Here is a 19,685-nt window from a genome sequence, read left to right as displayed (position 1 = left end):
ATGCCTTTTACCCTTTGTTATTGATTACAGCTGGAGCCAGAACTTGTACCACCAGCACCAAAACCCACGTTGCTATCAGCGGCATGAATACCACTTTCAAAACCGCCAGCGCCATCACCAGTAGAGCAAAGGTCAGCAACACCTTACACACTTCGCCGAGGGCGAAGGACCAGGCCACGCGGCCTTTGGCGGGTGTATGCGCCTGATGACGCCAGGCAAAAATCATAAACAACACGTTTGGCAGAACCACCGCCAAACCCCCGCACACGGCGGAGATGCCCCAGAAGGGGTCTTTGAGGCTAAACAGCAGTCCACTTGCTATCACAGCCAGAAACTGAATGAACAGAAGCTTACGAGCAACGTTTCTACTCAAGAGCGACACAGACATCACGTTTTTACTCCTGCTCCCTTCGAGGTATGCCGCGTGTCGTATAAAACGTCCTTTAAGGCTCAGAGTCAAGCATCAAAAAGCGGTCAAATTATACGGTGCGCACCCGTGATTTCAAACATTAAGTAGCGAAAAGGTGAATAAATGTTTAAATATTTTTCCCCGCCGCTGTTTTTCAACTTTTGGCGTCCGCGTTGACCTTCAGGCAAAACTGCAAACAGCGCGAAAACGTTGGCGAGAAAGCGTGCACGAGATCACAAAATGCACATTTACGATAAGGTTGTATTTATCAAAGACGTAAATCTGATTATTTCATCCTTATGAAATTAAAGACAAAATATCGCAACTATTTTCAAAACAACCCTGTATACAACAAAAACCTTTTATTGACATTCTTAATAAAAATTTAACATTTATTTCTTGTTGCCACTTTTCACTTTTAGCAGGCTGATATTTTCGTAGTTGATTATCTTAACGGTGAACAATAACCACAACGTTAACTACAAGAAAATCCATGGTAACAACAAGGTTAAATTTAGCTCAGAATAATCCCCGGAAATGCGCTGCTTTTTAACACAACAAGAACAGCACAAATTCCCAATTTTTTATTTAATTTTTAAAAATTGTTTGGCTTAAGAATCACCAGATGACGCTCACCTTCAAGGTGCGGGACCTGTAATTTTTCAATTGATTCCACGGCAAAACCTTCCGGGAGCTGCTCAATTTCGTCCTCAGGGACGAGTCCTTTCAGGGCATAAAAACGCCCTTCCTTCGCAGGCAGATGCTTGCACCAGCTCACCATATCGTTGAGCGAGGCAAATGCACGGCTAATCACCCCATCAAACGGTGGCTCTGCCGGGAACGCTTCTACCCTGCTCTGGACGGGAGTGATGTTTTCAAGCTTCAGCTCGTGCTGAACCTGGCGCAAGAAGCGAATACGTTTTCCGAGGCTGTCCAGCAGTGTGAAATGGCTCTCAGGACGGACAATCGACAGCGGAACGCCCGGTAAACCAGGTCCCGTACCCACGTCGATAAAGCGCTCCCCCTTCAGATACGGCGCCACCACGATGCTATCGAGAATATGGCGTATCAGCATCTCGTTGGGATCGCGCACTGACGTCAGGTTGTACGCTTTGTTCCATTTGTTCAGCATATCGACATAGGCCACCAGCTGGTTTTTCTGGTGATCGGTGAGCGAAATACCTGCTTCATCCAGCAGACGAGAGAGTTTATTGAGCACGGTGGGTACCTGTTTAGAGATTTTTCGCCCGGTGGCGCTGCCGCTTACCGGGCCTACGAATAAGTAGGGCGGGTCAGCGAAGCGCCACCCGCCAAAAACAATGTCAATTACGCGCTGCGGCGCAGCATGCCTTGCTTTTTCAGCCACACCAGCAGAATCGAAATCGCGGCAGGTGTGACGCCGGAGATACGGGAAGCCTGGCCGATCGACACAGGTTTATGATCGTTCAGCTTAGCGATCACTTCGTTGGAAAGGCCCGTTACCTGGCGGTAGTCCAGCATTTCCGGCAGCAGCGTGTTTTCGTTGCGCTGCTGTTTTTCGATCTCATCCTGCTGACGCGCGATATAACCTTCGTATTTGACCTGGATTTCGACCTGCTCGGCCGCTTCAGCATCTTCCAGGCCCGGCGCGAACGCGGTCAGTTTGACCAGGTTCTCGTAGGTCACTTCAGGGCGACGCAGCAGATCTTCGCCGCTGGCTTCACGTGATAGTGGCGCTGTTAAGTGAGCATTCACTTCGGCAGCGGTTTCCGCCTGTGGATTCACCCAGGTGGTTTTCAGACGCTGACGTTCCTGCTCAATGCGTTCCAGCTTCTCGTTAAAACGCGCCCAGCGTTCGTCATCCACCAGACCCAGCTCGCGGCCCATTTCGGTCAGACGGAGGTCGGCGTTGTCTTCGCGCAGCATCAGGCGATATTCCGCGCGAGAGGTAAACATACGGTACGGTTCTTTGGTACCCAGCGTGCAGAGATCGTCAACCAGCACGCCCAGATAAGCCTGGGAACGCCCCGGTGCCCAGCCCTCTTTCTCGGCAGAGAAGCGGGCGGCGTTCAGACCGGCAAGCAGACCCTGCGCTGCGGCTTCTTCGTAGCCGGTAGTACCGTTAATCTGGCCCGCGAAGAACAGACCCTGGATGAATTTGCTTTCCAGGGTTGGCTTCAGGTCACGCGGATCGAAGAAATCGTACTCAATAGCGTAGCCAGGGCGAACAATTTTTGCGTTCTCCATGCCCTGCATTGAGCGAACAATTTGCATCTGTACATCGAACGGCAGGCTGGTGGAGATGCCGTTCGGGTAAATTTCATTTGAGGTCAGCCCTTCCGGCTCCAGGAAGATCTGGTGCTGGTTACGATCGGCAAAGCGCATCACCTTGTCTTCGATCGACGGGCAGTAGCGCGGGCCGATCCCTTCGATCACGCCAGCATACATTGGGCTACGATCGAGGTTGTTGCGGATCACGTCATGGGTTTTCTCGTTGGTGTGCGTGATGTAGCACGGCACCTGCTGCGGATGCTGAGCCGCATTGCCCATGAACGAGAACACCGGCATCGGATTATCACCGTGCTGTTGCGCCAGCACGCTGAAATCAATGGTCCGCGCGTCAATACGCGGCGGTGTGCCGGTTTTCAGGCGGCTGACGCGCAGCGGCAGTTCGCGCAGACGACGTGACAGTGGGATAGACGGCGGATCGCCAGCACGGCCACCGCTGTAGTTATCCAGGCCGATATGAATTTTTCCGTCCAGGAATGTCCCGACGGTCAGCACAACCGCTTTTGCGCGGAACTTGAGACCCATCTGGGTCACGGCACCCACGACGCGATCGTTCTCGACGATAAGATCTTCAACAGCCTGCTGGAAGATCATCAGGTTCGGCTGGTTCTCCAGCGCAGTGCGCACAGCCTGGCGGTAAAGCACGCGGTCTGCCTGTGCACGGGTCGCACGAACGGCAGGCCCTTTACTCGCGTTTAGTATCCTAAACTGGATGCCTGCATGATCGATCGCTTTCGCCATCAGGCCGCCAAGTGCATCCACTTCTTTTACCAGGTGTCCTTTCCCAATGCCGCCAATCGCCGGATTACAGGACATTTGTCCCAGCGTGTCGATATTGTGTGTCAAAAGCAGGGTCTGCTGACCCATTCGCGCTGCGGCCATTGCGGCCTCAGTGCCTGCATGACCCCCGCCAATGATGATGACGTCAAAAGGATCCTGATAAAACATGGTGGTCTGCCTCGCGTAAAGCGGTATGAAAATGGATTGAAGCCCGGGCCGTGGATTCTACTCAACTTTAGTCTTTCGAGAAAGCATTGGGATCCTGGGCTATTAAAAAGAAGATCTTTTTATTTAGAGATCTGTTCTATTGTGATCTCTTATTAGGATCGCGGTCTGTTGTGGATAAGTCCGATCCGGCAAATAAGATCATCAGGTTAGGAAGGATCGTTTGCTGTGAATGATCGGTGATCCTGAAACGTATAAGCTGGGATCAGATCGAGACTTTATACACAGGCCAAAAACATCCCCAGAGTTGTTCTTTGGATAACTACGGGTTAATACGAGCTTTTAACCAGAGTTATCCACATCTGTTCGCGCGATCTTTAATCGTTTTTGAGTAAATTTTTCCAATCTGCTAGCCAGATCTCGGCCGGATCTTCCGGAATGTCATGATCGAGGATGTTGATCTTGAGCGTTTCACCCAGCTGTTTTGCTCCACACGCGGTGACAGCGGCTTCAACTTTCTCTATGGCACCGCAGAAGGTGTCATATTCACGACTGCCCATCCCCACCGCGCCAAAACGGACGTTTGACAGGTCAGGCTGTTGTTCCAGCAGTTCGTCATATAAAGGTTGCAGATTATCCGGGAGATCGCCCGCGCCGTGCGTGGAGGTAATCAGCAGCCAGACCCCGTCAGCAGGGAGATCTTCAAGTAACGGCCCGTGCAAGGTTTCTGTCGAAAAGCCTGCATCTTCCAGCTTCTCAGCCAGATGTTCCGCCACGTATTCCGCACCGCCAAGAGTGCTGCCACTGATAAGGGTAATGTCCGCCATTGATCGCTCGCTCAGATAAAGAGGCGATCATTGTACGCTGTGAGCGAGCTGGGATCTACCTGTGGAAAATGTGGGTATGAGTTTGCCCGATCAGGGGCGAATGGTACGCATGATCGGGTTTTGCAGGGAGATCAGCGTCTCGGTGGACTGAATTTCATCGATTGTTTGGATCTTGTTGATAAGTACCTGCTGGAGGGCATCGATGGATCGGCACATTACCTTTATAAAGATGCTGTAATGCCCGGTGGTGTAGTACGCCTCGGTGACTTCATCCAGCGCGTTCAGCTTCGCCAGCGCGGAAGGGTAGTCTTTTGCACTTTTAAGAATGATGCCGATAAAGCAGCAGACGTCATAACCCAGCTGCTTTGGGCTGACGTCGATGCGCGCGCCGGTAATGATCCCCGCCTGTTTCATCTTCTCTACACGAACGTGAATCGTCCCAGGGCTGACGCCAAATTGTTTCGCCAGTTCGGCGTAGGCGGTGCGTGCATTGGCCATTAAGGCCTCAAGGATGCCGCGGTCCAGATTGTCGATCTGATAATTTTCCATAGCTTTTTCTTATGAAGATTAATGAATCACTCTATTCTAGCGTCTTATTTTAACGAATCAAAAGTGAAGTCGGCTTTTTGTTGATGGGTTATTGAATTAAGTGCCGGTTCTGTTGCTTAATCAGTACCAACAGGACGCAGGAGTATAAATAATGAAAACCGCTTACATTGCAAAACAACGCCAGATCAGTTTCGTTAAATCCCATTTTTCCCGCCAGCTGGAAGAGAAGCTTGGCCTGATTGAAGTTCAGGCGCCAATTCTCAGCCGCGTGGGTGACGGGACGCAGGATAACTTGTCTGGATGCGAAAAAGCGGTACAGGTGAAAGTGAAAACACTGCCAGACGCCCAGTTCGAAGTGGTTCATTCCCTGGCGAAATGGAAGCGTCAAACTCTGGGGCAACACGACTTCAGCGCGGGCGAAGGGCTTTACACGCACATGAAAGCCCTTCGTCCCGACGAAGACCGCCTCACCCCAATTCACTCCGTCTACGTAGACCAGTGGGACTGGGAGCGCGTGATGGGTGACGGCGAGCGCCACGTAGGCACGCTGAAATCTACCGTTGAAGCGATCTACGCCGGGATCAAAGCCACCGAAGCGGCAGTGAGCAAAGAGTTTGGTCTGGCACCGTTCCTGCCGGAAACGATCCACTTTGTGCACAGTCAGGAACTGCTGAGCCGCTTCCCGGGTCTGGATGCCAAAGGTCGTGAACGTGCGATTGCTAAAGAGTTAGGTGCCGTGTTCCTGATCGGGATCGGCGGGAAATTGTCTGACGGCAAACGTCACGACGTCCGTGCGCCGGACTATGACGACTGGAGCACTGCAGGTGAATCTGAATTTGCCGGTTTGAACGGTGATATTCTGGTCTGGAACCCGGTTCTGGAAGATGCCTTTGAGCTCTCTTCTATGGGGATCCGCGTGGATGCGGAGGCGCTGAAGCGACAGCTGGCGGTTACTGGTGATGAAGATCGCCTCAAATTAGAGTGGCACCAGGCGCTGCTGCGCGGTGAAATGCCGCAGACCATCGGCGGCGGTATTGGACAGTCCCGTCTGACCATGCTGCTGCTTCAACTGCCACACATCGGTCAGGTGCAGTGTGGCGTATGGCCGCAGCAGGTACGTGAAAGCGTCGGTTCTCTTCTTTAATTAACGCCGCCAGCGTCTGAGCAGACGGCTACGCAGCCCGGTATCAAAGCGCCAGATATGATCGAAGATGCGCATGATGCCGGGTTTTCCATGCGCGGACATCGCGACGGCATGGAACCGGTGCTGGTGTACCCGCTGTAACTCCTTCACTTTATTCACCACGTCATCCGGCAGCCGCTGGGCGATGAAATCGGAAATCACCACCGCGTCGGCGTCGTACCAGTCACCACCCTGCATACGCTCCACAATGCTGCGAAAACAGCTGGCCAGATCGGTACCGCCGCGAAAACGCTGGCTCAAAAAGCGGATCGCCTGCTCGATCCCCTGCTGGTTCGTCAATTCATAGCCCACCACCTCGCTGGAGAACAGCATGATGAAGCAGCGGCGCCGATCGGCGAGCGCGACGCGCATCAGCGCCAGGCAGAACGCCTTTGCGCACTGCTCGTTAAACCCGCCCATCGATCCGGACGTATCCACGCAGACAATAAAAGGCCCGCGCGGCTGCTCATCAAAGTCCTGATGAACCACTGGACGCTGGCTTACCTTCTCGCGCCAGGCTTCGCCGTGCAGTCGATAGGTGAGGAGCTGCTTTTCCACCAGCCGACGATAGAACTCATATTCCAGCTCGGTCATCCCCAGCGTGCTTAGCTCGGTCGGCAGCAGGCGTAAGATGTCGTCGCTTTGCTGCAATCCATCCACCTGCTCCGGCACGGTGGCCGGTTCGCGGACCAGCGTGCGGAAGGTTTCCATCGGCGCGTCTTTCTTTGGGACCGATTTTGCCTCCCGCGAGCGGCCAAGCTGTTCCGCAAGCTTCATCAGCTCGGGCTGCTGCGTTAGAAAGTCGCCGTACTTCACAATCAGCTGGTAGTCCCCGCGCTTCAGCTGCCCGGCGCTCATGTCCCAGAGGCGTCCGGCGGCGTTTTCATTTTCTACCAGCACCTCTTCAAGCTGGCCGCTCAGCGTCATACGCTCCTGAACTTCGCTGAGCAGCTGTTCACGCTCTTCATCCAGCAGCTGCTGGTTCAGCGTTGTGGCCTGAACCACCAGGCTCAGCCGCCAGCGCTGTAAAAACAGGGTATGCAGCGCGGGGGTAAAGGTGGCGTTATCCGTAACCAGCGCCCGCGCCTGGCTGGCAAACGGAGAGTGGACTTTATCGAGTAACGTCAGGGTTTGCGGTAGCTGGACGATAAACTGCGGTGTCGACAGCCGTTGGCACTGCTGATAGCTGGCGACCTCCTCCGTCAATTCAGGCGGAACTTCCGTCTCCTTAAACCGCTGGCGAAGGCTATCGCGCCAGCGTGGGAGATCGTCGGTCATCGCCTTTTTGAGCCTGGGGAATTTTTCAAAGAAAGCCGCCAGCTGCGGAGAGGCCAGAAGGGTAATGACTACCTCTTCAATCAACCCTTCCTCGCTGACTGCCAGCATCACGTTGAGCGTGTCCAGCGTTAGCATTGACGCGCCTGTTTGATCTGCGCGCTGACGTCCTGCAGGCTGGCTTCGATACGACCTAACCAGTCGCTATGAATAAAGAGGCATTTTTGCTGCTCGCTGAAGCGCGTGTGCTGCTGGTGCCATTCCGTATCCAGCGCTTCCAGCTGCTGCTTGATCTCTTCCGGCACGCTATCCGAAGCGGTGCCCGGCAGCGCCAGACGCGATCCTTGCAGGCTGACATCGCGGATCACCAGATGCTGGCTGCTATCCACTTCCATCGTCAGCGGCTGGGCAAAACCAATACCGTTGAGTTTGCCGCGGATCTCACCGCCCTTATCGAGCCACTGCGCCAGCGTTTCGCGCTCAATCGTAATGTGGACCACCTGCATATCGTGCAGTTTGAGCGGCTGCTGGAGCAGCAGCGTGAGCGTCGTGCCAGTCAGATCGGCAGGAAGCTCATAGTGCGGCTTGCGGGCGAACATGCCACCAAGGCGATTCACTTTCAGCGCGGTTTTATCACTTTGCTGCTGCTGAAGCTGGATGCGCCGCTGGGCAATCGCCCCTAGCTGGTTGAGCATCGCCTGCTGCCCCCAGGCGTGTCCGGTCATCAATACTTCAAGCTGTTGCTGCATCAGGTTCATGCCTTCGGCATCGTGCCACAGGCAGTCTTTTAGCAGGATCAGATCGATTGGTGCAACGGCATCACGACCGCTGAACAAGGCGCTGGCCTGCAACAGACGGATCGCTTTTTTCCAGCGACGGTCAGAGACGTAAGGTGCAGCAGGCAGCAAATCAAGCTGTTGGCGCAGCATGAAGATCAGCTCAAAGACCGCGTCGGGCAGGGTGATTTTGCCGATGTCCTGTTGCCACTGTTGATACTCCTCATCGGTGACCTGCAGCGAAGCAGACACCGGATTCTCGTTCTCATCCTGCTGGCTTATCAGCAGGGAGCGGAAATTTGATTTATCCTGCACTTTGTCCAGCCACAGGCGGATCAGCATGCGGTCATACAGCGCTTCCAGGCTGCTGTCGGCTTCAGGCAGTTCGTTGGAGGCCGCCACCAGCAGGCGCATCGGGATTTTCTCTTCGCTGGCACCGTTGCGGAACCGACGTTCGTTAATCGCCGTCAGCAGGGTATTCAGAATCGCCGGACCGGCTTTCCAGATCTCATCAAGAAAGACAATTTCAGCCTCTGGCAGATACCCCGCCGTCAAACGCTCATAGCGCCCTTCATCTTTCAGCGCCTGAATGGAAAGTGGACCAAACACTTCTTCGGGGGTGGAAAAGCGGGTCATGAGATATTCGAAGGCGCGGGCGTTCTGAAAAGCAAATTTGAGCCTGCGGGCAATCAGGCTTTTGGCTATGCCCGGTGGGCCCAGCAAAAACACGCTTTCACCGCTCAATGCCGCCAGTAGACAGAGGCGAATGGCGTGGCTACGCTCGTAAAGGCCTTTCTCCAGCGCACTGCTAAGGCGGGAAATTCTTTCTGCTAATAAATGTGAGTGAGCCATAATAGTTTTGCATCCTTTCGCCGTCGTGGCGGCCAATTGAAGCGAGTATAGACGTTTCGGTCAGGGCTGGTAATAGACTGAAGTGCGGCGCAATTTACTTTGCGCTACATTAATGCGGTTGCATTTAGGGGTACGATTTTGCAGTGAATCGTGCATACTGTGCGCTTTTTGTGGACCAAGGGACCAGGAACACATTTGTTATTTAAACGAAAAGACTAGTCTATGAGCACTGATAATAAGCAATCATTACCCGCAATTACGCTTGCGGCGATCGGGGTTGTCTATGGTGATATTGGCACCAGCCCGCTGTATACGCTTCGTGAATGTTTGTCCGGCCAGTTTGGGTTTGGTGTTGAACGCGATGCCGTTTTTGGTTTCCTGTCACTCATCTTCTGGCTGCTGATTCTGGTCGTTTCCGTTAAATATCTCTCTTTCGTCATGCGTGCAGATAACGCGGGCGAAGGCGGTATCCTGACGCTGATGTCCCTTGCCGGACGCAATACCTCTGCCAGAATGACGTCGGTGCTCGTGATCATCGGGCTGATTGGCGGCAGTTTCTTCTACGGGGAAGTGGTGATAACGCCCGCTATTTCGGTGCTCTCGGCGATAGAGGGGCTTGAAATTATCGCGCCACAGCTCGAGACATGGGTGGTTCCGCTGGCCATTATCGTTCTGACGCTGCTGTTTGTGATCCAAAAGCACGGTACCGGGCTGGTGGGGAAACTGTTTGCGCCGATTATGCTGGCCTGGTTCCTGATCCTGGCTGCGCTTGGATTGCGCAGCATTATCGCGAACCCGGAAGTGCTGCATGCGCTGAACCCTTACTGGGCGGTGCATTTCTTCCTCGAATATAAAGTGGTTTCCTTCGTGGCGTTGGGTGCCGTCGTGCTCTCCATTACCGGTGTGGAAGCGCTGTATGCTGACATGGGGCACTTCGGGAAACTGCCTATCCGCGTGGCATGGTTTATTGTGGTGCTGCCTTCGCTGGTACTGAACTACTTCGGCCAGGGCGCGCTGCTGCTTACAAACCCAGAGGCGATTAAGAACCCGTTCTTCCTGCTGGCGCCGGACTGGGCGCTGGTGCCGATGCTGATCCTGGCGACGCTGGCGACCGTCATTGCCTCTCAGGCGGTGATTTCTGGCGTGTTTTCTCTGACGCGCCAGGCCGTGCGTCTGGGTTATCTCTCACCGATGCGCATCATCCATACCTCGGAGATGGAGTCCGGCCAGATTTACATTCCTTTCATTAACTGGCTGCTCTATTTTGCGGTGGTGATCGTCATCGTGAGCTTCGAGCACTCCAGTAACCTGGCGGCGGCGTACGGTATTGCCGTGACCGGTACGATGGTGCTGACGACGATTCTCTCCACCACGGTAGCGTACCGTAACTGGCACTGGAATAAATTCCTCGTGGCGATGATTCTTGTGGGCTTCCTGTGCATCGACGTGCCGCTGTTCTCTGCGAACCTCGACAAGATAGTGTCCGGTGGCTGGCTGCCGCTGACGCTGGGTCTGGTGATGTTCATTGTCATGACCACCTGGAAAAGCGAGCGTTTCCGCCTGCTGCGCCGCATGCACGAGCACGGGAATTCTCTGGAGGCGATGATCGCTTCTCTGGAGAAATCCCCGCCGGTGCGCGTGCCGGGTACTGCGGTATATATGTCTCGCGCGCTGAACGTGATCCCGTTTGCGCTGATGCATAACCTCAAGCACAACAAAGTGCTGCACGAGCGGGTGATCCTGCTGACGCTTCGCACCGAAGATGCGCCGTATGTCCACAACGTGCGCCGCGTGCAGATTGAGCAGCTGTCGCCGACTTTCTGGCGCGTTGTGGCAAGCTACGGCTGGCGCGAAACGCCGAACGTGGAAGAGGTGTTCCACCGCTGCGGTCTGGAAGGGCTGAGCTGCCGGATGATGGAGACGTCGTTCTTTATGTCGCACGAGTCGCTGATCATCGGCAAGCGCCCGTGGTATCTGCGCCTGCGCGGCAAGCTGTACCTCATCCTGCAGCGTAACGCCCTGCGCGCGCCTGACCAGTTTGAGATCCCGCCTAACCGCGTGATTGAGCTGGGAACGCAGGTCGAGATCTAATCCTCCGTGCGGGCTGATGCTCTCACGCCGGCCCTCTCCCACAGGGAGAGGGTGCAAACATAAAAAACGGTAACCCTCAGGTTACCGTTTTGCATTTATTTCTCCTCCATATTTGACTTAGCGAAACGTTTCGACGTCGATCACAAATCTGTTACGTCATGATGGTTTTCTGAACACTCTTGCGTCTAAACTACTTTTAGCGAAACGTTTCGCTAGTGGAGCAAGAAAATGAAGAAAGGCACGGTTCTCAACTCAGAAATCTCATCGGTTATTTCCCGTCTTGGGCATACCGATACGCTGGTGGTTTGCGATGCAGGCTTACCGGTTCCGCGCAGCACAACCCGTATCGATATGGCGTTAACGCAGGGTGTTCCTTCGTTTATGCAGGTACTGGAAGTCGTGACGGCGGAGATGCAGGTTGAGGCAGCCATTCTCGCGGCGGAAATCAAACAACATAATCCGCAACTCCACGAAACGTTGCTCGGCCACATTGAGCAACTGCAACAACACCAGGGAAACACCATAGAAATTCGTTACACGACGCACGAACAGTTCAAACAACAAACCGCTGACAGTCAGGCGGTGATTCGCAGCGGGGAGTGTTCCCCGTATGCGAATATCATTCTCTGTGCTGGCGTCACCTTCTGAGGCCATCATGGACGCATTACTGCAACTCAAAGGGATCGATAAGTCGTTCCCGGGCGTAAAAGCCCTCTCCGGTGCGGCGCTGAACGTCTACGCCGGGCGCGTCATGGCGCTGGTGGGCGAGAACGGTGCCGGCAAATCCACCATGATGAAAGTGCTGACCGGCATCTATCAACGCGATGCCGGTTCACTCGTCTGGCTGGGGAAAGAGACCACCTTCAATGGCCCGAAATCCTCTCAGGAAGCGGGCATCGGTATTATTCACCAGGAGCTGAACCTCATCCCTCAGCTCACCATTGCGGAAAACATCTTTCTCGGCCGCGAGTTTGTTAACCGGTTCGGCAAAATCGACTGGAAAACCATGTATGCCGAAGCGGACAAGCTGCTGGCGAAGCTGAACCTGCGCTTTACGAGCGACCGTCTGGTGGGCGATCTCTCGATTGGCGATCAGCAGATGGTGGAAATCGCGAAGGTGCTGAGCTTTGAGTCGAAGGTCATCATTATGGATGAACCGACCGACGCCCTGACCGATACCGAAACCGAATCCCTGTTCCGCGTGATCCGCGAGCTGAAATCGCAGGGGCGCGGGATTGTCTATATCTCTCACCGTATGAAAGAGATCTTCGAAATCTGCGATGACGTCACCGTCTTCCGCGACGGACAGTTTATTGCCGAGCGCGAAGTGGCGACGCTGACCGAAGATTCGCTTATCGAAATGATGGTGGGACGTAAGCTCGAAGATCAGTACCCGCATCTGGATAAAGCGCCGGGTGAGATCCGCCTGAAGGTGGATAACCTCTGTGGTCCGGGCGTGAACGACGTGACCTTTACCCTGCGCCAGGGCGAGATCCTGGGCGTGGCGGGCCTGATGGGTGCCGGACGTACCGAGCTGATGAAAGTGTTGTACGGCGCACTGCCGCGTACCAGTGGTTATGTCACCCTCGACGGTCATGAAGTGGTCACTCGCTCTCCGCAGGATGGTCTGGCGAACGGTATCGTCTATATCTCCGAAGACCGCAAACGCGACGGCCTGGTGCTGGGGATGTCGGTAAAAGAGAACATGTCCCTGACCGCGCTGCGCTATTTCAGCCGTAGCGGGGGGAGCCTGAAGCATAAAGATGAGCAGCAGGCGGTGAGCGATTTTATCCGCCTCTTTAACGTCAAAACCCCGTCGATGGAGCAGGCGATTGGCCTGTTGTCCGGCGGGAATCAGCAAAAAGTGGCGATTGCGCGCGGGCTGATGACGCGTCCGAAAGTGTTGATTCTCGACGAGCCAACCCGCGGCGTGGACGTGGGCGCGAAGAAAGAGATCTATCAGCTGATTAACCAGTTTAAGGCCGACGGTCTGAGCATCATTCTGGTCTCTTCCGAGATGCCAGAAGTATTAGGCATGAGCGATCGCATAATCGTCATGCATGAAGGGCATCTCGGCGGTGAATTCACTCGCGAGCAGGCCACCCAGGAAGTTCTGATGGCTGCCGCTGTGGGCAAGCTTAATCGCGTGAATCAGGAGTAAGAAGATGACTACCCAGGCTGTTTCTGGTCGCCGCTATTTCACAAAGGCATGGCTGATGGAACAAAAATCGCTGATTGCCCTGCTGGTGCTGATCGCGATTGTGTCGACCATGAGCCCGAATTTCTTCACCGTTAATAACCTGTTCAATATTCTGCAGCAGACGTCGGTGAACGCCATTATGGCGGTCGGCATGACGCTGGTGATTTTGACCTCGGGTATCGATCTGTCCGTCGGTTCCCTGCTGGCGCTCACCGGTGCGATCGCCGCTTCAATTGTGGGAATTGAGGTCAACGCGCTGGTGGCCGTTGCGGCTGCACTGGCGGCTGGCGCGGCGATTGGTGCCGTAACTGGCGTGATTGTGGCAAAAGGCCGCGTTCAGGCGTTCATCGCCACGCTGGTGATGATGCTGCTGCTGCGCGGTGTGACCATGGTGTACACCAACGGCAGCCCGGTGAATACGGGCTTTACCGATAACGCCGATCTGTTTGGCTGGTTCGGTATCGGTCGTCCGCTGGGTGTTCCTACCCCGGTCTGGATCATGGCTATCGTCTTCCTGGCGGCGTGGTACATGCTGCATCACACCCGTCTGGGCCGTTATATCTATGCGCTGGGCGGTAACGAAGCGGCAACGCGTCTGTCCGGTATCAGCGTGAATAAAGTCAAAATTATCGTTTACTCCCTGTGCGGTCTGCTGGCGTCACTGGCGGGCATCATCGAAGTGGCGCGCCTCTCTTCTGCGCAGCCGACGGCGGGTACGGGGTATGAGCTGGATGCCATTGCGGCAGTGGTTCTGGGCGGTACGAGTCTTGCGGGCGGTAAAGGTCGCATTGTTGGGACATTGATCGGCGCACTGATACTTGGTTTCCTGAATAATGGTTTGAATTTGTTAGGTGTTTCCTCCTATTACCAGATGATCGTTAAGGCAGTGGTGATTTTGCTGGCGGTACTGGTAGACAACAAAAAACAGTAACTGACGACACTACAGGACATCTTAGATATGAACATGAAAAAACTGGCTACCCTGGTTTCTGCTGTCGCGCTGAGCGCAACCGTAAGTGCTAACGCCATGGCGAAAGATACCATCGCGCTGGTTGTCTCTACCCTGAACAACCCGTTCTTCGTCTCCCTGAAGGATGGCGCGCAGAAAGAAGCGGACAAGCTGGGCTACAACCTGGTGGTGCTGGATTCACAGAACAACCCGGCGAAAGAGCTGGCGAACGTTCAGGACTTAACCGTTCGTGGCACCAAAATTCTGCTGATCAACCCAACCGATTCCGATGCCGTAGGTAACGCCGTGAAGATGGCAAACCAGGCGAAAATTCCGGTGATTACTCTGGACCGTCAGGCGTCTAAAGGTGAAGTGGTCAGCCACATTGCGTCTGATAACGTGCTGGGCGGTAAAATCGCCGGTGACTACATCGCGAAGAAAGCGGGTGAAGGCGCAAAAGTTATCGAGCTGCAGGGGATTGCCGGTACTTCCGCAGCGCGCGAGCGTGGTGAAGGCTTCCAGCAGGCTGTGGCTGCACACAAATTCAACGTGCTGGCGAGCCAGCCGGCAGACTTCGACCGCACTAAAGGTCTGAACGTTATGCAAAACCTGCTGACTGCGCATCCTGATGTGCAGGCCGTATTCGCGCAGAACGACGAAATGGCGCTGGGCGCGCTGCGTGCCCTGCAGACCGCAGGTAAATCTGATGTGATGGTTGTCGGATTTGACGGCACGCCGGATGGTGAAAAAGCGGTAAATGATGGCAAACTGGCTGCGACCATCGCTCAGCTGCCTGAGCAGATTGGCGCGACTGGCGTTGAAACTGCTGACAAAGTGCTGAAGGGCGAAAAAGTTCAGGCCAAATACCCGGTTGACCTGAAGCTGGTCATCAAGCAGTAAAAGGCGAATCAGGCAGTCGCTGGCTGCCTGAGGGACACCAATAAAGAAAAGTGTGGCATACGCCACCGGGTAACACCGGTGGCGCTCTCAGATGGACAACCCAACCATGAAAACCGCAGGCAACCTCGTCGTCCTTGGCAGTATCAATGCCGATCACATTCTTAACCTTGAAACCTTCCCGACACCGGGTGAGACCGTCACGGGTAACCAGTATCAGGTGGCCTTCGGCGGTAAAGGCGCAAACCAGGCCGTCGCCGCCGGACGCAGCGGGGCGAATATCGCGTTTATCGCCTGTACCGGCGATGACGATACCGGTGAGCGCGTACGCAAACAGCTGGCGAGCGACAACATTGATGTTTCGCCAGTGAGCGTAGTCGAAGGGGAATCTACTGGCGTGGCGCTGATTTTCGTCAACGCGGAAGGTGAGAATGTCATCGGTATTCATGCTGGCGCTAATGCTGCGCTGACAACGGAGCGTGTAGAAGCGCAACGTGCAATCATTAGCGGAGCCGACGCCCTGCTGATGCAGCTGGAGTCACCGGTTGAAAGCGTATTGGCTGCCGCCAAAATTGCACATGAAAATCATACCACTGTCGTACTTAACCCGGCTCCAGCCCGTGTATTATCAGACGAGCTGCTGGCGCTGATGGACATCATTACGCCGAACGAAACCGAAGCCGAAAAGCTGACGGGCATCCGCGTAGAAAATGATGACGATGCTGCGCGAGCCGCGGGTGCACTGCATGATAAAGGCATCGGCACCGTGATTATCACCCTTGGTAGCCGCGGGGTGTGGGTAAGTGCCAATGGCGAAGGCCGCCGCGTGCCGGGCTTTAAGGTTAAAGCCATTGATACCATTGCGGCGGGAGATACCTTTAACGGTGCGCTGGTGACGGCGCTGCTGGAAGGGAGAGCAATGGATGAGGCCATCCGCTTCGCACATGCCGCCGCCGCGATTGCGGTGACGCGTAAGGGTGCTCAGCCTTCCGTTCCGTGGCGTAAAGAGATCGATGAATTCTTAAGTCAGCAGGGGTAACGCTTGGCCACAATGAAAGATGTCGCCCGCATGGCGGGCGTTTCTACCTCGACGGTCTCTCACGTCATCAATAACGATCGCTTCGTCAGCGAGGCGATCCGGGAAAAAGTCGACGCGGCGATAAAAGAACTCAACTATGCGCCGTCGGCGCTGGCGCGCAGCCTCAAACTTAACCAGACGCGCACCATCGGTATGCTGATCACCGCCAGTACCAACCCTTTTTATTCTGAACTTGTACGCGGCGTGGAGCGCAGCTGCTTCGAGCGTGGCTACAGCCTGGTGCTGTGCAATACCGAAGGCGATGAGCAGCGCATGAACCGCAACCTGGAAACGCTGATGCAAAAACGCGTCGACGGGCTACTGCTGCTTTGCACCGAAACGCACCAGCCCTCGAAAGAGATCATCCAGCGTTATCCTTCTATCCCAACGGTGATGATGGACTGGGCGCCGTTCGACGGCACCAGCGATCTGATTCAGGATAACTCCCTGCTGGGCGGCGATATGGCGACTCAGCACCTGATTGATAAAGGCCACACTCGCATTGCCTGTATTACGGGGCCGCTGGATAAAACTCCGGCGCGTTTGCGTCTGGAAGGGTATCTCTCTGCCATGGAACGGGCGGGGCTTGCCATTCCTGATGGCTATCGGATCACCGGTGATTTTGAATTTAACGGCGGTTTCGAGGCGATGCAGAAACTGCTGGCGCAAAAGCCGCGTCCGCAGGCGGTGTTTATTGGTAATGACGCGATGGCGTTTGGTGCCTACCAGGCGTTGTATCAGGCGGGGCTACGCGTGCCGGACGATATGGCGGTGATTGGCTACGACGATATCGAACTGGCCAGCTACATGACGCCGCCGCTGACCACGATCCATCAGCCAAAAGATGAACTGGGCGAGCTGGCCATCGATGTGTTGATCCACCGGATGGCGCAGCCCTCGCTGCAGCAGCAACGTCTGCAGCTTACTCCTGTTCTGATGGAACGCGGTTCGGTTTAGCTTTCTCTTTGTGGCGCTCTTTAATCAGGTTTCGGCCGTCTTTCGGTTTTAACAGCATAAAGACCAGCGCCGACACCACGGTGAGTGCGCCCATGGTAATAAAGGTATAGTGGAACTGCTCAACGGTATTCGCGCTGTCGAAGCCTTCATAAAACCGCAGCACCGCCGCACTCACGGCAACGCCCAGACTTATCGATAATTGCTGTGTGACGGCCAGCACGCTGTTGCCGCTGCTGGCGTTCTCGTCAGTCAGGTCGGCGAGGGTGATGGTGTTCATCGACGTGAACTGCGTCGACATCGCCATGCCCAGCACAAACAGCGGCAGGATCAGCATCCAGACCGGCAACGCGGCGGACTGTAATGAGAACTGCGCAATCATCAGCCCGATAAACACCGTCACCCCAACCAGCGTCTTACGATAGCCAAACCAGCGCAGCACCTGCGTGACGGTTGATTTTGCCAGGATCGAACCCATCGCCGTGGGGGCCATCATGCAACCAGCAATCAGGGCCGGGTAGCCGAAACCGACCTGCAGCATCAATGGCATCAGGAACGGTACGCAACCCGTCCCCAGACGTGATGCAATGTTGCCCGCTATCCCTACGGAAAACGTTCGGGTGTTAAAGAGCCCCAGGGAGATTAACGGTGTCGGGTGACGGCGTGCGTGACGTATATAAAGAAGGAATAACAGAATACCGCCGAGGATAACGGAGAGTGCCATCCACGTAGCGACGATCTTCTCGCCAAACAGCTCCATCCCGCTGGAGAACAGCACCAGGCTCAGGCCAAACAGGAAAAAGCCGCCCATGTCGAAGCTGCGTCTTGGCGTGGTGAAGTCCGGCATATATTTGCGGGCATAAAACAGGCCCGCCACACCAATCGGAATATTAATCAGGAAGATCCAGTGCCAGCTTGCCCAGGTGACAAACACTCCGCCGAGTACCGGACCCAGTATCGGGCCGACAAGACCTGGCATAGTGACGAAATTCAACACCGGGAGTAATTCGCTGCGCGGATAGGCTCGCAATAACGCCAGACGCGCGACGGGCATCATCATCGCGCCGCCGATCCCCTGAAGCACGCGGAAGATAACCAGCTCCGTGAGGGAGGTTGAGAGCGCGCAGGCCAGAGAGCCGAGCGTGAAAAGCGTCACGGCCAGCATGAATATCTTACGGGTGCCGAAACGGTCAGCCAGCCACCCGCTCACGGGGATCAGCATCGCGACCGTCAGGGTGTAACTGATGATAGCGGACTGCATCGCCAGTGGGGAACGGTTGAGGCTTTGGGCTATCGCGGGAAGTGCGGTGTTAAGGATAGTGGCATCCAGTGCCTGCATAAAAAACGCCATGGCTGCAATCCACGGCAATCCGGCCATGCTGCGCGCTTTTTTCTTTGTCATTTAGTCACCTGCTGGTGGGTGGGTGCGGCCAGCAATGTCTGACACGCGCTCAGGGCCCGCTGCCCGTCGCTCTCCTGAATGGCGTCTACAATTGCCTGGTGCAGCTCCAGCTTCACCACTTCATCCTGGGTAATAGAGGTAAAGTAAGTGTGGTACACCGAATGGAATAATGAAGCAAAGGAGGTCAGGAACGGGTTGGCGCTCATCGTATAAATATGTTCATGCCAGGCCATGTCGACTTCAACCCAGCGTTCGCGGTTAAAGTGTTTTTTCAGGTAGGCCATCTCTGCCATTAAGGTATTAAGCTGTGCTTTTTGTTCGGCAGTTCCAAGCGTGGCGGCGAGCAGACACGCCTGAGGTTCGAGGCTGCTGCGCATCACCAGAAAATGATCGACGACCTGATGGAAATTATCTTCGGTCATCCACCAGGAGAGTAGCTCCTGATCGAGGAAGTTCCAGTTAGCCTGAGGCATCACTCGCGTGCCAATGCGCGGACGCGGAAGCACCATGCCTTTTGCCGTTAACGTTTTCACTGCTTCGCGAACGGCTGTGCGGCTAACCCCAAACTGTTCTCCCAGTTCAATTTCTCCCGGCAGGATGCTACCCGGGGCATATTTACCCGCTAAAATCAGCTGAGCCAGCTTCTCTGCCAGTACATATGACAGGTTTTTTTGGGCTGCCAGCTGTTGTGCGCTTAAGGGCATCGCTTTTATTCCTTAATGATTCATGCTGATAAGTATGCCACCTCGGGTGTGATTGTGGTTGCAGATACATCAAATAGAACAATTTGTAGCTTGATTTCACCGGTGTTGGTGAAAAAAAGCGCGGATAGAAACTTTTTTTAAATTTCCTCTTGTCACCTCAGAATAACTCCCTATAATGCGCCTCCACTGACACGGAACAACGGCACACACGCCGCTGGGTCAGCAGAGAAAAGCGAAAATAAACGCTTGACTCTGAAGCGGGAAAGCGTAATATGCACACCCCGCGCCGCTGCGAAAAGCGAAGCGGCACTGCTCTTTAACAATTT

Annotated in this window: 17 protein-coding genes; 8 read left to right on the top strand and 9 right to left on the bottom strand. The window is 54.8% G+C overall.

What is annotated here, in order from left to right; genetic code table 11:
- Positions 1 to 7: 7 nt before the first annotated feature.
- The 5 genes from atpI to asnC form a co-directional block, all read right to left on the bottom strand.
- On the bottom strand, positions 8 to 388 hold the full coding sequence (gene atpI / locus ACTJJA_RS17300; protein ID WP_008500194.1) for a F0F1 ATP synthase subunit I: 381 nt from the start codon (positions 386 to 388) through the stop codon (positions 8 to 10).
- A gap of 616 nt (positions 389 to 1,004) precedes the next feature.
- The gene (rsmG, locus tag ACTJJA_RS17295) at positions 1,005 to 1,628 is read right to left on the bottom strand and encodes a 16S rRNA (guanine(527)-N(7))-methyltransferase RsmG (protein ID WP_010426599.1); all 624 of its coding nucleotides are present in this window, start codon (positions 1,626 to 1,628) and stop codon (positions 1,005 to 1,007) included.
- A gap of 107 nt (positions 1,629 to 1,735) precedes the next feature.
- Positions 1,736 to 3,625 (bottom strand): tRNA uridine-5-carboxymethylaminomethyl(34) synthesis enzyme MnmG, encoded by a 1,890-nt coding sequence (gene mnmG / locus ACTJJA_RS17290; protein WP_010426601.1) that lies wholly within the window; start codon positions 3,623 to 3,625, stop codon positions 1,736 to 1,738.
- Between the two features lie 374 nt (positions 3,626 to 3,999).
- Positions 4,000 to 4,449 (bottom strand): FMN-binding protein MioC, encoded by a 450-nt coding sequence (gene mioC / locus ACTJJA_RS17285; protein WP_440668790.1) that lies wholly within the window; start codon positions 4,447 to 4,449, stop codon positions 4,000 to 4,002.
- 90 nt (positions 4,450 to 4,539) lie between these two features.
- Positions 4,540 to 4,998 carry a transcriptional regulator AsnC gene (gene asnC, locus ACTJJA_RS17280; RefSeq protein ID WP_008500198.1) on the bottom strand — a complete coding sequence of 153 codons (459 nt, stop codon included), beginning with the start codon at positions 4,996 to 4,998 and terminating at the stop codon, positions 4,540 to 4,542.
- A 151-nt stretch (positions 4,999 to 5,149) separates the two neighbouring features.
- Between asnC and asnA the strand changes: the two genes are divergently transcribed.
- Entirely contained in the window at positions 5,150 to 6,142 is a 993-nt protein-coding gene (gene asnA / locus ACTJJA_RS17275; protein WP_089598342.1) for an aspartate--ammonia ligase, read from the top strand.
- Here asnA and viaA read toward each other — a convergent pair whose 3' ends face one another.
- Together viaA and ravA are read right to left on the bottom strand one after the other, a co-directional pair.
- Positions 6,143 to 7,594 (bottom strand): ATPase RavA stimulator ViaA, encoded by a 1,452-nt coding sequence (gene viaA / locus ACTJJA_RS17270; RefSeq protein WP_348556698.1) that lies wholly within the window; start codon positions 7,592 to 7,594, stop codon positions 6,143 to 6,145.
- The gene (gene ravA, locus ACTJJA_RS17265; RefSeq protein WP_440668789.1) at positions 7,588 to 9,084 is read right to left on the bottom strand and encodes an ATPase RavA; all 1,497 of its coding nucleotides are present in this window, start codon (positions 9,082 to 9,084) and stop codon (positions 7,588 to 7,590) included. Before ravA ends, viaA begins: the two co-directional genes overlap by 7 nt.
- Positions 9,085 to 9,306: 222 nt before the next feature.
- Between ravA and kup the strand changes: the two genes are divergently transcribed.
- The 7 genes from kup to rbsR all read left to right on the top strand — a co-directional run bounded on the left by kup (position 9,307) and on the right by rbsR (position 17,256).
- The gene (kup, locus tag ACTJJA_RS17260; protein ID WP_420985493.1) at positions 9,307 to 11,175 is read left to right on the top strand and encodes a low affinity potassium transporter Kup; all 1,869 of its coding nucleotides are present in this window, start codon (positions 9,307 to 9,309) and stop codon (positions 11,173 to 11,175) included.
- A 228-nt stretch (positions 11,176 to 11,403) separates the two neighbouring features.
- Positions 11,404 to 11,823 (top strand): D-ribose pyranase, encoded by a 420-nt coding sequence (rbsD, locus tag ACTJJA_RS17255; RefSeq protein WP_010426608.1) that lies wholly within the window; start codon positions 11,404 to 11,406, stop codon positions 11,821 to 11,823.
- 7 nt (positions 11,824 to 11,830) lie between these two features.
- Positions 11,831 to 13,336, top strand: coding sequence for a ribose ABC transporter ATP-binding protein RbsA (gene rbsA / locus ACTJJA_RS17250; protein ID WP_440668788.1), 1,506 nt, complete (start codon positions 11,831 to 11,833; stop codon positions 13,334 to 13,336).
- A 4-nt stretch (positions 13,337 to 13,340) separates the two neighbouring features.
- Entirely contained in the window at positions 13,341 to 14,306 is a 966-nt protein-coding gene (gene rbsC, locus ACTJJA_RS17245) for a ribose ABC transporter permease (protein ID WP_006808742.1), read from the top strand.
- A gap of 27 nt (positions 14,307 to 14,333) precedes the next feature.
- Positions 14,334 to 15,224 (top strand): ribose ABC transporter substrate-binding protein RbsB, encoded by an 891-nt coding sequence (rbsB, locus tag ACTJJA_RS17240; RefSeq protein WP_023333911.1) that lies wholly within the window; start codon positions 14,334 to 14,336, stop codon positions 15,222 to 15,224.
- 106 nt (positions 15,225 to 15,330) lie between these two features.
- On the top strand, positions 15,331 to 16,260 hold the full coding sequence (rbsK, locus tag ACTJJA_RS17235; RefSeq protein ID WP_440668894.1) for a ribokinase: 930 nt from the start codon (positions 15,331 to 15,333) through the stop codon (positions 16,258 to 16,260).
- 3 nt (positions 16,261 to 16,263) lie between these two features.
- Entirely contained in the window at positions 16,264 to 17,256 is a 993-nt protein-coding gene (gene rbsR / locus ACTJJA_RS17230; protein WP_108417221.1) for a ribose operon transcriptional repressor RbsR, read from the top strand.
- Here rbsR and mdtD read toward each other — a convergent pair.
- Both mdtD and ACTJJA_RS17220 read right to left on the bottom strand, forming a co-directional pair.
- Entirely contained in the window at positions 17,222 to 18,655 is a 1,434-nt protein-coding gene (mdtD, locus tag ACTJJA_RS17225) for a multidrug transporter subunit MdtD (RefSeq protein WP_010426613.1), read from the bottom strand. The two genes, rbsR and mdtD, sit on opposite strands and share 35 nt — an antisense overlap.
- On the bottom strand, positions 18,652 to 19,359 hold the full coding sequence (locus tag ACTJJA_RS17220) for a FadR/GntR family transcriptional regulator (RefSeq protein ID WP_010426614.1): 708 nt from the start codon (positions 19,357 to 19,359) through the stop codon (positions 18,652 to 18,654). The genes mdtD and ACTJJA_RS17220 overlap by 4 nt, the downstream gene beginning before the upstream one ends.
- Positions 19,360 to 19,685: the final 326 nt, after the last annotated feature.

The organism is Enterobacter sp. 22452, from assembly GCF_052045065.1.
In the GTDB taxonomy this organism is placed as follows: Bacteria; Pseudomonadota; Gammaproteobacteria; order Enterobacterales; family Enterobacteriaceae; genus Enterobacter; species Enterobacter mori.
Note: the sequence above shows the minus strand (reverse complement) of the source record. Positions and strands in the feature narration are given on the sequence as shown.

Coding starts and splice junctions, on each gene's coding strand:
- rbsK (WP_440668894.1), top strand. CDS start 15,331: ATGAAAACCGCAGGCAACCTCGTCGTCCTTGGCAGTATCAATGCCGAT.
- rbsA (WP_440668788.1), top strand. CDS start 11,831: ATGGACGCATTACTGCAACTCAAAGGGATCGATAAGTCGTTCCCGGGC.
- rbsC (WP_006808742.1), top strand. CDS start 13,341: ATGACTACCCAGGCTGTTTCTGGTCGCCGCTATTTCACAAAGGCATGG.
- mnmG (WP_010426601.1), bottom strand. CDS start 3,625: ATGTTTTATCAGGATCCTTTTGACGTCATCATCATTGGCGGGGGTCAT.
- atpI (WP_008500194.1), bottom strand. CDS start 388: ATGTCTGTGTCGCTCTTGAGTAGAAACGTTGCTCGTAAGCTTCTGTTC.
- viaA (WP_348556698.1), bottom strand. CDS start 7,594: ATGCTAACGCTGGACACGCTCAACGTGATGCTGGCAGTCAGCGAGGAA.
- kup (WP_420985493.1), top strand. CDS start 9,307: ATGAGCACTGATAATAAGCAATCATTACCCGCAATTACGCTTGCGGCG.
- asnC (WP_008500198.1), bottom strand. CDS start 4,998: ATGGAAAATTATCAGATCGACAATCTGGACCGCGGCATCCTTGAGGCC.
- mdtD (WP_010426613.1), bottom strand. CDS start 18,655: ATGACAAAGAAAAAAGCGCGCAGCATGGCCGGATTGCCGTGGATTGCA.
- ravA (WP_440668789.1), bottom strand. CDS start 9,084: ATGGCTCACTCACATTTATTAGCAGAAAGAATTTCCCGCCTTAGCAGT.
- mioC (WP_440668790.1), bottom strand. CDS start 4,449: ATGGCGGACATTACCCTTATCAGTGGCAGCACTCTTGGCGGTGCGGAA.
- rbsD (WP_010426608.1), top strand. CDS start 11,404: ATGAAGAAAGGCACGGTTCTCAACTCAGAAATCTCATCGGTTATTTCC.
- ACTJJA_RS17220 (WP_010426614.1), bottom strand. CDS start 19,359: ATGCCCTTAAGCGCACAACAGCTGGCAGCCCAAAAAAACCTGTCATAT.
- rbsB (WP_023333911.1), top strand. CDS start 14,334: ATGAACATGAAAAAACTGGCTACCCTGGTTTCTGCTGTCGCGCTGAGC.
- asnA (WP_089598342.1), top strand. CDS start 5,150: ATGAAAACCGCTTACATTGCAAAACAACGCCAGATCAGTTTCGTTAAA.